Origin of the sequence: Enterobacter sp. MGH 4 (assembly GCF_000534735.1) — a bacterium.
Classification (GTDB): domain Bacteria; phylum Pseudomonadota; class Gammaproteobacteria; order Enterobacterales; family Enterobacteriaceae; genus Enterobacter; species Enterobacter intestinihominis.
This window is the reverse complement of the sequence record NZ_KI973289.1, coordinates 2,333,204-2,346,655: the sequence shown is the minus strand read 5'-3', so window position 1 is coordinate 2,346,655 and position 13,452 is coordinate 2,333,204. Positions and strand designations below refer to the sequence as shown.

The window sequence follows — 13,452 nt, the reverse complement described above, 5'->3', positions numbered from 1 at the left end:
TTACAGGTGGATTCGGAAAGGCCAGTCGATCTTTACATTACGGTGTAGAGATCCCCTGCTACCCTTGGTGCTGTTTTGTTGAAAAAATGAACAGTGCAGCGTAGTGAGCCTGTACTTGTGTGGCAGTTGTGGTAGTAACGGAAGGCGATCAAAATGAAGGCGACGTTGGCGATCCTCACGATTGGTGTGGTGCCTGTAAGCGAAGTATTACCGCTCTTAACCGAGCATGTCTCTGAACAACAAATTACGCATCTCAGTCTGTTAGGGAAGCTCAGTCGGGAAGAGGTCATGGAAGACTACGCGGTCGGAGAGGGGGAAGATCCCCTGGCAACGTTACTCAGTGACGGTAAACTGGCGCATGTGTCGCGCCAGAAAATCGAGCGCGCGCTACAGGGTGTGATCGAAGTGCTCGACAATCAGGACTATGACGTCATTTTGCTGATGAGCACAGCACCCGTTAAAGGACTCAGCGCGCGTAATGCCATTCTGCTCGAACCGATGCGGATTATCCCCCCGCTGGTGGCGTCAATTGTTGATGGTCATCAGGTGGGCGTGATCGTTCCCGTAGAAGAACTGCTGGATAACCAGACGGTGAATTGGGCCGCGCTGGAGCACACCCCGTTGTACGCGCTGGCAAACCCGTTCTGGGACAGCGAAGCGAAGCTAATTGCGGCCGGGCAGGAGTTGATCGACAGAGGGGCGGATGTCCTGATGCTCGACTGCCTGGGCTTCCATCAGCGGCATCGTGATTTACTGCAAAAGGCGCTGGATGTTCCGGTGCTGCTCTCTAACGTCCTGATGGCGCGCCTGGCGTCAGAATTACTGGTGTAATGATTTTGCGTGACAGGTCATGAGCATGGCCCCTATAGTGGATTTTTCTCTATAAATATAAGGGCCAGTTCATGCTTCAAAGTAACGAATACTTTTCCGGTAAAGTGAAATCCATTGGTTTTACCAGCAGCAGCACTGGCCGCGCCAGTGTCGGCGTCATGGCGGAAGGGGAATACACCTTTGGCACCGCAGAAGCGGAAGAGATGACGGTGGTCAGCGGCGCTCTGAACGTCCTGCTGCCGGGTGAAACGGAGTGGAAAGTCTACAGTGCCGGGCAGGTCTTCAACGTGCCGGGCCACAGCGAGTTCCATTTGCAGGTTGCAGAGCCAACCTCTTATCTGTGCCGCTATCTGAAATAAAAGCATGCCGGGTGGCGCATTCGCTTACCCGGCCTACGTTTTACCTGTCAACGCTGCGCTTCGCCGCCGAGACCTTCCACCAGGTTCTGGATCAGCGCCGCCAGCTCGCCGGTCATCAGGATAAAGTCTGCGTCAAAGCGCTGAGCATAATCTTCGCGGTCGATATCTTCGTTCTGATCGCGCAGTTCATCGCAGAATTTAAGGCGCTTCACGGAGCCGTCATCACACATCACAAACTGAATGCGCTGCTGCCAGTCGAGTGCCAGTTTGGTCACCACTTTGCCCGCTTCAATGTGCACGGCGATCTCGTCGCTCACCAGATCCTGTTTCTTCGCGCGGATCACGCCGCCATCTTCCAGCAGCGCTTTCAGCTCTGCTTCATCAAGGATCTGGAAGCCCTGCGCGGCAGTCCCGCTGCGCACCCACTCAGTCAGGGTCAGCTCAATCGGCGTCTCCAGTGCCAGCGGTACCACCGGTAATGAGCCAAGGCTCTTACGCAGCAGCGCCAGCGTATCTTCCGCTTTTTTGGCGCTGGCGCAGTCGACCATGATCAGCCCGTTCACGGTGTCGATCCACATCATGGTCTGGCTAAAGCGGCTAAAGGCGCGCGGCAGCAGCGAGTGCAGCACTTCATCCTTCAGTGAATCTTTTTCGGTTTTTTTAAGCTTACGGCCCTGTTCAGCTTCCAGCTTGAAGATCTTCGCTTCGAGCGCCTGCTTCACCACAGGCGTCGGCAGGATCTTCTCTTCTTTGCGGGCGCAAACGATGATTTGCCCCGTGCTGCTGGCGTGGGTCAGCGCATCGCTTTGAGAACCCATTGGCGAAACCCAGCCGGTTTTTGCCATATCCTGGCTACCGCAAGGGGTAAAGGAGTAAGCGGCTAACTGTTTTTCCATCTCTTCTGCACGCAGCGAAACGTCGCGGCTGAGACGGTAAACCATCAAATTTTTGAACCACAGCATGATAATTTCCACGGCCTTGTCGTTAAATCAGCGGGCATGATAACGAATTGTCGCATCGCTTGCATTGCTAATCGGGAAGCGGGCTTCTACTCTGTTGATAATCAAAATAATGAGGAGTGTCTTGTGCGTATTGGGATTGATTTGGGCGGCACCAAAACAGAAGTTATTGCGTTGAGCGAGCAGGGGGAGCAACTGTTTCGCCACCGTCTGCCTACGCCGCGCGATGATTATCACCAGACCATAGAGACGATTGCCCGCCTGGTCGATATGGCAGAGCAGGCAACGGGCGAGACGGGCACGGTCGGGATGGGGATCCCCGGCTCCATTTCGCCGTATACCGGCGTGGTGAAAAATGCCAACTCCACCTGGCTCAACGGTCAGCCGTTTGATAAAGACTTAAGCCAGCGTCTGAACCGGGAAGTGCGTCTGGCAAATGACGCTAACTGCCTGGCGGTCTCTGAGGCCGTAGATGGCGCAGCGGCTGGCGCGCAGACCGTATTTGCGGTCATTATCGGTACCGGCTGCGGGGCGGGCGTGGCCTTCGGTGGGCGCTCGCATATTGGCGGCAACGGCACCGCGGGTGAGTGGGGGCACAACCCGTTACCGTGGATGGACGAAGATGAACTCAAATACCGTGCCGAGGTGCCGTGCTACTGTGGCAAGCAGGGCTGTATTGAGACCTTTATTTCCGGCACGGGGTTTGCCACCGATTATCATCGTCTGAGCGGCCAGCCGCTGAAAGGCAACGAGATTATGCGTCTGGTTGAGGAGCAGGATCCGGTGGCTGAACTGGCGCTCAGCCGCTACGAAATGCGGTTGGCTAAATCACTGGCGCATGTGATCAATATCCTCGATCCGGACGTGATTGTGCTGGGCGGCGGCATGAGCAACGTTGACCGGCTGTACGCGACGGTGCCAACGCTGGTGAAACAGTGGGTATTTGGGGGCGAATGCGAAACGCCGATCCGCAAAGCCGTCCATGGAGATTCCAGCGGTGTGCGCGGCGCGGCGTGGCTCTGGCCGGAATAAACGCAAAACGGCAACTTGCGTTGCCGTTTTTGATGTTTGTACCCTCCCCCACAGAGAGAGGGCCAGGGTGAGGGCAACATCCCCCATTTACTGCACCGCAAACTCCCTGTCCAGCCTGCTATACCCCAGCCCGTTGATCTTCTTCACCTTGATCTGCACCGGAATACGTTCTTTCATTGCCTCTACGTGGCTGATCACGCCGATGGTTTTCCCGGTGGCGTTCAGCGCGTCGAGCGCATCCAGCGCGGTGTCCAGCGTTTCGCTGTCGAGCGTGCCGAACCCTTCATCCAGGAAAAGCGAGTCAATGCGCGTTTTGTGACTGACCAGATCGGAAAGCGCTAAAGCCAGCGCCAGACTGACGAGGAAACTTTCCCCGCCGGACAGGGTACGGGTATCGCGTACCGCATCGGCCTGCCAGGTATCAACCACCTCCAGCTCCAGCGCGTCGCTGGCTTTACGCTGAAGCAGATAGCGGCCATGCAGACGGTTGAGCTGCTGGTTGGCAAGCCACACCAGATTATCCAGCGTCAGCCCCTGGGCGAATTTACGGAATTTATCGCCGGTGCTGGAGCCTATCAGCGCATTGAGATAGCCCCAGTCGTCAGCCTGACGCGCCGCCTCCTCAATCTGCTGCATAAGCGCCTGCTGGTGCAGACGGTTATCGGCGTCCTGTTTGAGCTGCTGGCGGATCTCCCCCTGACGCGTGGTGTTTTCACGAAGCTGTTGCGCCAGCTGGTGTAACTGCGCCTGAAGGGTTGCGGCGTCGGTTTCCAGCCCCTCCGGGCGTTGTGCCTGGTGCGCCTGAAGCTGCTGGTTTGCCTGTACGGAGAGCGCCGTGGCCTGCTGGAGCTGGTTCTCCAGCGTCTGCTTTTGTTGTTCAAGCTGGCGGATCGACGCTTCATCCAGCAGGGCGGAGAGAAATGCCTCCTGACTGGCAAAGCAGCTCGCGGTCAGCGCGGCGCTGAACTGAGCCTGCGACTGCTGAAGCCGTTCACGCTCAAGCGTCTCCTGCTGCTGTAGGGTGGCGAGCTGGCTTTGTAGCGACACGCATTCGTCATGGATGCCGCGCCAGTTCTCAGGGATAACCGCGTCGGCTTCTGCGTCATCAGAATCCGGCAGCGTCTCCAGGATGGGCATCAGGGCGTTAATACGTTCCTGAATCGTACCGTGCTGGGCCTGTTTTTCCTGCCAGCGGGTATATTCAGCTTCGCGTGCGCTCAGCCAGGCGCTTTCGGCCCCTTCATCGGGCACGCTAAGCGACAGCGACTCTAGCGAGGCCGCCAGCGCCTGACGCGTCGCCGTCAGCTGCTGCTGGTACTGGCGCGCCTGATCTTCCTGTTCATTGAGCTGGTTTTGCAGCGTCAGACGCTGGCTAAGCTGATACAGCTGGCGTTCATACTGCTCCTGTTCACTCATCCAGGGGGCAATATCATCCTGAATATTCAGCGCTATGTTCAGGGAGGCGCAGACCTCCAGCCACTCTTTAGTGAATGCTTGCTCTTCCTGAGAGAGGGCCTGTACTTCCTCTGTCTCGCGCTGGATCTGTTGGGTGAGCGCATTCACCTGCCCGAGCACCAGCAATCCTTCCTCTTTTAGCGCGGCAACCTCTTTCTCCAGCGCGTCGCGGCGGCGCTGATTGTCGGTCAGTTCAAGCGCCTGATACTGCACAACTGCCGGGTGTTCGCTTGAACCGCAGAGCGGGCAAGGCTTACCCGCTTCCAGCTGAGCACGATAGTTCTCAAGATCCTTGATTGTTGACTCACGCTCACAGAGCGCTTTCAGGTCGGCAAGGTGCTGATTTTTCTCTTTGAACTGCTGACGCCGCAGGATCAGCGTTTCATTGAGCTTAGCCTGCTCAGCCTGCGCTTTCTGCACGCTTTCCGCATTATGGCGCAGCCGTTTTTGCAGCGGCTGATAGCGAGCGTGAAGCGCAGTCAGACGCTGGCGGAGCGCCCGCGATTGCGCCTGTTGCTCCATTGCCGTCGCGAGATCCTCAGCCGTCAGCGTCAGCGTACTCTCCGGCATCTCAGCCAGTTTCTGACGAAGCTCAGCCATACGCGCTGACTGGGCCACAAGCTGATTTTTATCGCGACTCAGTTGCGTAAAATGCGCCCGCCAGCCGGCAATTTCCTGCCCCCACTGACGGAAACGATCGTGTTCGGTTAGCCACTGCGTCAGTACCGTGTGCTCTTTCTGCAACTGTTCACGGTTGCGCAGCGCACCGTTGCGAATACGCGAGCGCTGCGCCGCTCTGTCGAGTAAGCGAGTGTTTACTTCAACAATTCGCGCTGTTGTCTGCGCCAGGCGGGTGGTCTGCTCCTGCTGATACTCCCACAGCGGACGTAGCTGGGCGGCGGGCTGTGCCAGCTGGAGCTTCGCCAGTTGCGGCGCGGCGTCCGTCAGAGCCTGTTGCGCCTGCTGCTGCGAAGCGGCTGCGCGTTGCTGCTCACGTATCAGCTCGTCGTTACGCGTAAGCCACTGAAAATCTTTCTGTTGGCTCTGCTGCTGTGCCAGCAGGATTTTTTCTTCGTCAGTAAGTGCCTGCAAACTTTGCTGCAAGTGCTGCTGCTGTTCCTCGCTCAGCAGCACAACGCCTGCGGCCTGCGCTTCGCACATCTCCAGCGCGTTGCGTGCCGCTTTGTGTTTTTCAAAAACCATGGCGGAAATGTGGCCGTAAATTTCCGTGCCGGTCAGTTCCTCCAGCAGCTCTGCCCGATCGCTCGGTTTAGCGTTCAGGAAGGCGGCAAACTGCCCCTGAGAGAGCAACATCGAGCGGGTAAAGCGACCATAGTCCAGCCCGGTGAGTGCGGCGGTTTGTTCCAGCTTATCCGTGACTTTATCGGCCAGAATTTTGCCGTCTTCGCAGCGGGCCAGCTCAACGCGCGGTGCCTGTAAGTTCCCGTCTGGCTGGTTGCGGGCGCGGTTCTGGCTCCAGAAAGCGCGATAAGCAACGCCTTTGACCTCAAATTCCACTTCAGCCAGGCATTCGGCGGTATCGCGCGTCATCAGGTCGTTTTGTGCCTGAGAGACCTTATTAAGACGCGGTGTTTCGTGGTAAAGCGCCAGGCAGATGGCATCCAGCAGCGTGGTTTTACCCGCGCCGGTTGCGCCGGTGATGGCAAACAGCCCATTGCTGGCGAAAGGCTCCGCGGTGAAATCGATTTTCCACTCACCCTTTAGCGAATTCAGATTTTTCAGACGCAGGCTCAGAATTTTCATGCGTTTTCGTCCTCGTCATTGAGGGAATGCAGGGTATGGGCAAACAGCTCGTTAAGCCTGGTGCGCCTGGCCTCGTCCACTTCTTCATGCGCAAGCCGCCGCGCGAACACCTCTTCAACCCGAAGTTCGCTAAGCGTTTCACGCTGGGCGTTCAGCAGAATTTTCTCGCGCTGCTCGCGGCTGCGACGTACCAGCAGCACCTCCACAGGAAGGTCTTCCGTCAGCGTCTGAATTTTACGCTGCATATCGTACAGGTAGTCATCGGTGGCGATTTCGATATCGAGCCAGACGGGGGGATTAAGCACTGCGCCGCGCCACTGCTCAAGCTGAGCGGTAATGGCGGCCAGATCGCCTTTCAGCACTGCCAGCGGCTGGGTGACCGGCACCTCAAGCGTCTCAACGGCGCTAAGTTTGCCTTCGGTGAAGCTCACCAGATGCACGGATTTGGCTTTGCCCGTTTCGTCAAAACTGAGGGAAATGGGCGAGCCGCAGTAGCGAATATGCTCGCATCCCCCGACGATCTGGGCCCGGTGAATATGCCCGAGGGCAATATAGTCGGCGGGAGGAAAGTTTTGCGCTGGAAACGCGTCCAGCGTACCGATATAAATCTCGCGCACCGCGTCACTCTTACTGGCCCCGACTGTGGTGAGGTGCCCGGTGGCAACGATAGGAATGGCCTGTTCGCCGCGCAGGGCGCAGGCTTCCGTATGCTGCTGGTGATAATAGCGGGTGATGGCCTGCAACAGATGCTGCTGTTTTTCGCTCCCGGACAGGCCTGCCTGGCTTTGCACGATATCGCGCGGGCGTAAAAACGGAATTGGGCATAGCACCGCGCCCGGTGTGCCGTCACGTTTTTTCAGGATCTGCGGCGCGTGTCCGGCGCTGGCCACCACGGTGGTATTGAGGAACGCCAGAATATCGCGGGATTCATTCAGCGTCGCCACCGAGTCATGGTTTCCGGCGACAATCACCAGGTGACAACCGGTTTGCTGGAGGTTGACCACAAAACGGTTGTACAGCTCACGCGCATAGCTCGGCGGCGATCCGGTATCAAAAATGTCGCCCGCCACAATAATTGCGTCCACCTCGTGAGCCTGAGCCGTCTCCAGCAGCCAGTTCAGGAACGCTTCATGTTCCGCGGCGCGGCTTTTGCTGTAAAAATTTTGACCCAGGTGCCAGTCTGAGGTGTGAAGTATGCGCATAAGAGATCCGTGGCAATAATAAGAAAGCAGGATTATAAACGTTCGGGGAACGGAAAATAACCGCTGTAATAAAACAACAGTTTGCTATTTATCGTGGTAATGTTTTTCATAAATCTGTCATAAATCTGACGCATAATGACGCCGCATTACAGACTTGTAACTTAAATACGATAAGACAGGGCAAAGTATGGCGAGACGTATTCTGGTCGTAGAAGATGAAGCTCCGATCCGTGAAATGGTGTGCTTCGTGCTTGAACAAAATGGCTTCCAGCCGGTTGAAGCGGAAGATTATGACAGCGCGGTGAACCAGCTGAATGAACCCTGGCCCGATCTGATCCTGCTGGACTGGATGCTGCCTGGCGGTTCCGGATTGCAGTTTATCAAGCATATCAAACGCGAGGCGATGACCCGCGATATCCCGGTGGTGATGCTGACGGCGCGCGGTGAGGAAGAGGATCGCGTGCGCGGTCTGGAAACCGGCGCGGACGATTACATCACCAAACCGTTCTCCCCGAAAGAGCTGGTGGCGCGTATCAAAGCCGTGATGCGCCGTATTTCACCGATGGCGGTGGAAGAGGTGATTGAGATGCAGGGCCTGAGCCTGGATCCTACCTCACACCGGGTCATGACCGGTGAAAATCCCCTCGATATGGGCCCCACCGAATTTAAACTCCTGCACTTCTTTATGACACACCCGGAGCGCGTTTACAGCCGCGAACAGTTGCTGAATAACGTCTGGGGAACTAACGTCTATGTCGAAGACCGAACGGTTGACGTCCATATTCGCCGCCTGCGTAAAGCACTGGAACTGAGCGGCCACGATCGCATGGTACAGACGGTCCGCGGCACGGGTTATCGCTTCTCGACCCGTTTCTGAACAATGACAGGAGTGTGACGCGTGCTGGAACGTCTGTCATGGAAAAGGCTCGTCTTTGAACTGATCTTATGCTGTATTCCGGCCCTCATTCTGGGGGCTATTTTTGGCTATCTGCCGTGGTTTTTACTGGTGGCCGTGACGGGGTTGCTCGTCTGGCATTTCTGGAATTTACTGCGTCTTTCCTGGTGGCTGTGGGTCGACAGAAGTATGACACCCCCGCCGGGAAGCGGGAGCTGGGAACCGCTACTCTACGGCCTGCACCAGATGCAGATGCGTAATAAAAAGCGCCGTCGTGAGCTGGGAAGCCTGATAAAACGCTTTCGCAGCGGCGCGGAGTCGCTGCCGGACGCAGTGATCCTGACGACGGAAGAAGGGACCATCTTCTGGTGTAATGGCCTCGCACAGCAGCTGTTGGGCCTGCGCTGGCCGGATGATAACGGTCAGAACATCCTCAACCTTCTGCGCTATCCCGAGTTCACGCTGTATCTGAAAACGCGTGATTTTAGTCGTCCGCACAATCTGAAGCTCAATAACGGTCGCCATCTTGAAATTCGCGTGATGCCCTACAGCGATCGGCAGTGGCTGATGGTGGCGCGGGATGTCACCCAGATGCATCAGCTTGAGGGCGCGAGACGTAACTTCTTTGCCAACGTCAGCCACGAGCTGCGTACGCCGTTGACGGTGCTTCAGGGCTATCTGGAGATGATGCAGGAGCAAACGCTTGAGGGGGCGCCGCGTGAGAAAGCGCTGCATACCATGCGGGAACAGACGTTCCGCATGGAAGGGCTGGTCAAACAGCTACTAACGCTTTCAAAAATTGAGGCTGCCCCGTCGCTGGCGCTAAACGACATCATTGATGTGCCGATGATGCTGCGAGTGGTGGAGCGCGAAGCCCAAACGCTGAGCCATAATCAACACACCCTGAGTTTTGATGTTGATAACACGCTGAAAGTGCTCGGCAGTGAAGATGAGCTGCGAAGCGCTATCTCAAACCTGGTCTATAACGCCGTGAATCATACCCCGACAGGGACGCATATCGCGGTGCGGTGGCAGCATACTCCGGCAGGGGCTGAATTTAGCGTCGAGGACAACGGGCCGGGGATTGGGCCTGAACACCTCCCGCGTCTCACCGAACGGTTCTACCGGGTGGATAAGGCGCGCTCGCGGCAGACCGGCGGGAGCGGACTGGGGCTGGCAATTGTGAAGCATGCCGTCAGCCACCACGAAAGCCGGCTCAATATCGAAAGCACCCTGGGTAAGGGCACGCGCTTTAGCTTCGTGATCCCGGAACGATTAATTGCCAAAAAAAGTGCCTGACAGCGTGTGTGTCAGGCTACCTTTCCACGGGCCAGCGATTGCTGGCCCGTTTGCTTTGCAGTCAAGCGAAACGCGAGTGAATATTATACGGCTGGTGCTTTTTTGTTCGCATGATTAGCCATGAGTTTTTCTTATACATGGCATATTATTTTGGTCTGAGTTTTCATGCTGGCATATTGTTCTGGTTTTACGATCCCTTCTTGCCTTTAAACGTTATAAGCGTTTAAATTGCCCCCCATATACTGTCAGACCGACTGTATTTGCGTGGTAAATCGAAAAACTATTCTTCGCCACGCCTGGACGGGAGCATATCCCGCTGAAATTGAGCAAATTTTCCGCTGTATCGTCCCGTCAGGGATGGCGAAAATCTCAACGTATTCAACACCACATCCACAGGCAGTAAGGTTTTATGACCCATCACTTGAAATCGCGTGACATTATCGCGCTGGGCTTTATGACATTTGCGCTGTTCGTTGGCGCAGGTAACATCATTTTTCCTCCAATGGTTGGCTTACAGGCGGGTGAACACGTCTGGACGGCTGCGTTTGGCTTCCTGCTTACTGCCGTGGGCCTGCCGGTACTGACCGTTATCGCGCTGGCGAAAGTCGGTGGCGGTGTGGACAGCCTCAGCACCCCGATTGGCAAAGTGGCTGGCGTTCTGCTGGCAACCGTCTGCTATCTGGCCGTTGGCCCGCTGTTCGCAACCCCGCGTACGGCGACCGTCTCCTTTGAAGTGGGTATTGCCCCGCTGACCGGTGACGGCGCGATGCCGCTGTTTATTTACAGCCTCATTTACTTCGCCATCGTGATTCTGGTTTCTCTCTATCCGGGCAAACTGCTGGATACTGTGGGTAACTTCCTGGCACCGCTGAAAATTGTGGCGCTGATTGTGCTGGCGGTTGCGGCCATCGTCTGGCCTGCGGGGCCCATCAGCTCCGCGATGGACGCCTACCAGAACGCGGCGTTCTCAAACGGTTTCGTGAACGGCTATCTGACGATGGATACGCTTGGCGCGATGGTGTTTGGTATCGTTATCGTTAACGCCGCGCGTTCCCGCGGGGTGACCGAAGCGCGTCTGCTGACTCGCTACACCATCTGGGCTGGCCTGATGGCCGGTGTCGGCCTGACGCTGCTGTATCTGGCGCTGTTCCGCCTGGGTTCAGATAGCGCAACGCTGGTCGATCAGAGCGCAAACGGCGCGGCGATCCTGCATGCTTACGTGCAGCACACCTTTGGTGGTGCAGGCAGCATGCTGCTGGCGGCGCTGATTTTCCTGGCCTGTCTGGTGACGGCGGTGGGTCTGACCTGCGCCTGCGCGGAGTTCTTCGCTCAGTATCTGCCGCTTTCTTACCGCACGCTGGTGTTTATCCTCGGCATCTTCTCCATGGCGGTGTCAAACCTCGGTCTGAGCCACCTGATTCAGGTCTCAATTCCGGTGCTGACGGCGATCTATCCGCCATGTATCGTGCTGGTAGTGCTGAGCTTCACCCGTCCGTGGTGGCATAACTCCACGCGAATTATTGCGCCAGCCATGTTTATCAGCCTGATTTTTGGTATCCTTGACGGGATCAAAGCATCAGCATTTGCAGAAATCCTGCCAGCCTGGACACAGCGTCTGCCGCTGTCCGAGCAGGGCCTGGCCTGGCTGATGCCTTCCGTTGTAGCGCTGGTTCTGGCGATTATCTGGGACCGTGCGGCAGGGCGTCAGGTGACATCCAACGCCCATTAATCAACGGCAACAAATTGTTTAACCACGGGGCTTAAGGCCCCGTGGTTTTTTGTTTTTTTCGTGTTGAATGGCAAGATTTTAATGGAAAGCACTAACAAACTTAAACGTGGATTGAGCACCCGCCACATCCGCTTTATGGCGCTGGGCTCGGCTATCGGTACCGGTCTTTTTTATGGCTCGGCAGATGCCATCAAAATGGCCGGTCCAAGCGTTCTGCTGGCCTACATCATCGGCGGCGTGGCGGCGTATATCATCATGCGCGCCCTTGGCGAAATGTCGGTTCACAACCCTTCTGCCAGTTCCTTCTCCCGCTACGCGCAGGAAAATTTAGGCCCGCTGGCCGGGTTTATCACCGGCTGGACCTACTGCTTCGAAATCCTGATTGTTGCCATTGCCGATGTGACGGCGTTTGGTATCTATATGGGGGTCTGGTTCCCCGCCGTGCCGCACTGGATCTGGGTGCTGAGCGTGGTGCTGATTATCTGCGCCGTTAACCTGATGAGCGTGAAGGTGTTTGGCGAGCTGGAGTTCTGGTTCTCCTTCTTCAAGGTCGCGACCATTATCATCATGATCCTCGCCGGTTTCGGCATTATCATCTGGGGTATCGGCAACGGTGGACAGCCAACCGGCATTCACAACCTGTGGAGCAACGGCGGCTTCTTTAGCAACGGCTGGCTCGGGATGGTCATGTCGCTCCAGATGGTCATGTTCGCCTATGGCGGAATCGAGATTATCGGCATCACCGCCGGGGAAGCGAAAGATCCGGAGAAGTCTATTCCGCGCGCCATCAACTCGGTGCCGATGCGCATCCTGGTGTTCTACGTGGGCACGCTGTTTGTGATTATGTCCATCTACCCGTGGAACCAGGTGGGCACCAACGGCAGCCCGTTTGTCCTGACTTTCCAGCATATGGGCATTGCGTTTGCCGCCAGCATTCTCAACTTTGTGGTGCTGACCGCCTCGCTGTCGGCCATCAACAGTGACGTGTTCGGCGTGGGCCGTATGCTGCACGGCATGGCGGAGCAGGGCAGTGCGCCGAAGGTGTTTGCCAAAACGTCGCGTCGCGGTACCCCGTGGGTAACGGTGCTGGTCATGACCGTGGCGCTGCTGTTCTCGGTCTACCTGAACTACATTATGCCGGAGAACGTCTTCCTGGTGATTGCGTCGCTGGCGACCTTTGCGACGGTGTGGGTGTGGATCATGATCCTGCTGTCGCAGATTGCGTTCCGTCGCCGCCTGTCGCCAGAAGAGGCCAAAGCGCTGAAGTTTAAAGTGCCGGGCGGCGTGCCAACGACCATTGTCGGTCTCATCTTCCTGGTCTTCATCATTGGCCTGATTGGTTATCACCCGGATACCCGTATTTCCCTGTACGTGGGCTTCGCGTGGATCGTCCTGCTGCTGGTGGGCTGGATGTTTAAATGTCGCCGCGATCGTCAGCTGGCGGAAGCACAGTAACATTCTTTTCCCCTCTCCCCGTGGGAGAGGGTTCCCCACAAATTAATGCGAGCACTGAGCAATCCCCTCGCCCCTCCGGGGAGAGGGTTAGGGTGAGGGGAACATACGGCGGTGGTGGTCATTCCGTTCACTTTATGTTCCTTGCTACTCTGTAACGACATGACCGGTGAACGTGCCAGGGTGGCTCAGTCGCCACCACCCTGGCGACCCGGGCTCCCGGCGGTAAATCGCCGCTTCGGGGTGCCCTCGGCTTATTCCTTCCGGCTTATCGGGTACGGGCGGAGGCAACGTCCCTGTAAAGCCGCCCTCTCGGCGCATCCCTGCGCCTCGCCCCGGCCGGAAGGCAAACGCCTCAGCGATTTACAGCCGGACCAGGGCATCGCTGACAGCCCTCAGTCATTTAGAAAGCAACTTTATTGCTTCTGCATAAAAAAATTACTGGGGATCCCTCAGCCCCGTGGGAGAGGGTTAG

General features: G+C 56.8%; 10 protein-coding genes. 7 read left to right on the top strand and 3 right to left on the bottom strand.

The features are described 5' to 3' along the window. Positions 1-153 precede the first annotated feature (153 nt). Positions 154-831 carry an AroM family protein gene (locus L350_RS11345; protein WP_032624770.1) on the top strand — a complete coding sequence of 226 codons (678 nt, stop codon included), beginning with the start codon at positions 154-156 and terminating at the stop codon, positions 829-831. Positions 832-902: 71 nt separating this feature from the next. After that, positions 903-1,190: a pyrimidine/purine nucleoside phosphorylase gene (gene ppnP, locus L350_RS11350; RefSeq protein WP_003859131.1), complete on the top strand. Its 288-nt coding sequence runs from the start codon at positions 903-905 to the stop codon at positions 1,188-1,190. Between the two features lie 47 nt (positions 1,191-1,237). Here ppnP and rdgC read toward each other — a convergent pair whose 3' ends face one another. Next, positions 1,238-2,152, bottom strand: a complete 915-nt coding sequence (gene rdgC / locus L350_RS11355) for a recombination-associated protein RdgC (RefSeq protein WP_032624769.1) — start codon at positions 2,150-2,152, stop codon at positions 1,238-1,240. A gap of 123 nt (positions 2,153-2,275) precedes the next feature. Between rdgC and mak the strand changes: the two genes are divergently transcribed. Next, the gene (gene mak, locus L350_RS11360) at positions 2,276-3,181 is read left to right on the top strand and encodes a fructokinase (protein WP_003859127.1); all 906 of its coding nucleotides are present in this window, start codon (positions 2,276-2,278) and stop codon (positions 3,179-3,181) included. Positions 3,182-3,268: 87 nt separating this feature from the next. Here mak and sbcC read toward each other — a convergent pair whose 3' ends face one another. Beyond that, the gene (gene sbcC / locus L350_RS11365) at positions 3,269-6,400 is read right to left on the bottom strand and encodes an exonuclease subunit SbcC (RefSeq protein WP_032624768.1); all 3,132 of its coding nucleotides are present in this window, start codon (positions 6,398-6,400) and stop codon (positions 3,269-3,271) included. Further along, positions 6,397-7,602 (bottom strand): exonuclease subunit SbcD, encoded by a 1,206-nt coding sequence (gene sbcD / locus L350_RS11370; protein WP_032624766.1) that lies wholly within the window; start codon positions 7,600-7,602, stop codon positions 6,397-6,399. Before sbcD ends, sbcC begins: the two co-directional genes overlap by 4 nt. A 187-nt stretch (positions 7,603-7,789) precedes the next feature. Between sbcD and phoB the strand changes: the two genes are divergently transcribed. The 4 genes from phoB (at position 7,790) to proY (ending at position 12,980) form a co-directional block, all read left to right on the top strand. Next, complete coding sequence (phoB, locus tag L350_RS11375; protein WP_003859122.1) at positions 7,790-8,479, top strand: phosphate response regulator transcription factor PhoB; 690 nt, start codon at positions 7,790-7,792, stop codon at positions 8,477-8,479. A 21-nt stretch (positions 8,480-8,500) separates the two neighbouring features. After that, complete coding sequence (gene phoR, locus L350_RS11380) at positions 8,501-9,796, top strand: phosphate regulon sensor histidine kinase PhoR (protein WP_023299433.1); 1,296 nt, start codon at positions 8,501-8,503, stop codon at positions 9,794-9,796. Positions 9,797-10,205: 409 nt separating this feature from the next. Next, positions 10,206-11,525: a branched-chain amino acid transporter carrier protein BrnQ gene (brnQ, locus tag L350_RS11385; protein ID WP_003859118.1), complete on the top strand. Its 1,320-nt coding sequence runs from the start codon at positions 10,206-10,208 to the stop codon at positions 11,523-11,525. Positions 11,526-11,606: 81 nt separating this feature from the next. After that, positions 11,607-12,980, top strand: a complete 1,374-nt coding sequence (gene proY / locus L350_RS11390) for a proline-specific permease ProY (RefSeq protein ID WP_017383160.1) — start codon at positions 11,607-11,609, stop codon at positions 12,978-12,980. The last annotated feature ends 472 nt before the right edge of the window (positions 12,981-13,452 follow it).

Excerpts from the sequence above, each read along its gene's own strand:
- L350_RS11345 (WP_032624770.1), top strand. The coding sequence starts at position 154 with ATGAAGGCGACGTTGGCGATCCTCACGATTGGTGTGGTGCCTGTAAGC.
- ppnP (WP_003859131.1), top strand. The coding sequence starts at position 903 with ATGCTTCAAAGTAACGAATACTTTTCCGGTAAAGTGAAATCCATTGGT.
- rdgC (WP_032624769.1), bottom strand. The coding sequence starts at position 2,152 with ATGCTGTGGTTCAAAAATTTGATGGTTTACCGTCTCAGCCGCGACGTT.
- sbcC (WP_032624768.1), bottom strand. The coding sequence starts at position 6,400 with ATGAAAATTCTGAGCCTGCGTCTGAAAAATCTGAATTCGCTAAAGGGT.
- sbcD (WP_032624766.1), bottom strand. The coding sequence starts at position 7,602 with ATGCGCATACTTCACACCTCAGACTGGCACCTGGGTCAAAATTTTTAC.
- phoB (WP_003859122.1), top strand. The coding sequence starts at position 7,790 with ATGGCGAGACGTATTCTGGTCGTAGAAGATGAAGCTCCGATCCGTGAA.
- brnQ (WP_003859118.1), top strand. The coding sequence starts at position 10,206 with ATGACCCATCACTTGAAATCGCGTGACATTATCGCGCTGGGCTTTATG.
- proY (WP_017383160.1), top strand. The coding sequence starts at position 11,607 with ATGGAAAGCACTAACAAACTTAAACGTGGATTGAGCACCCGCCACATC.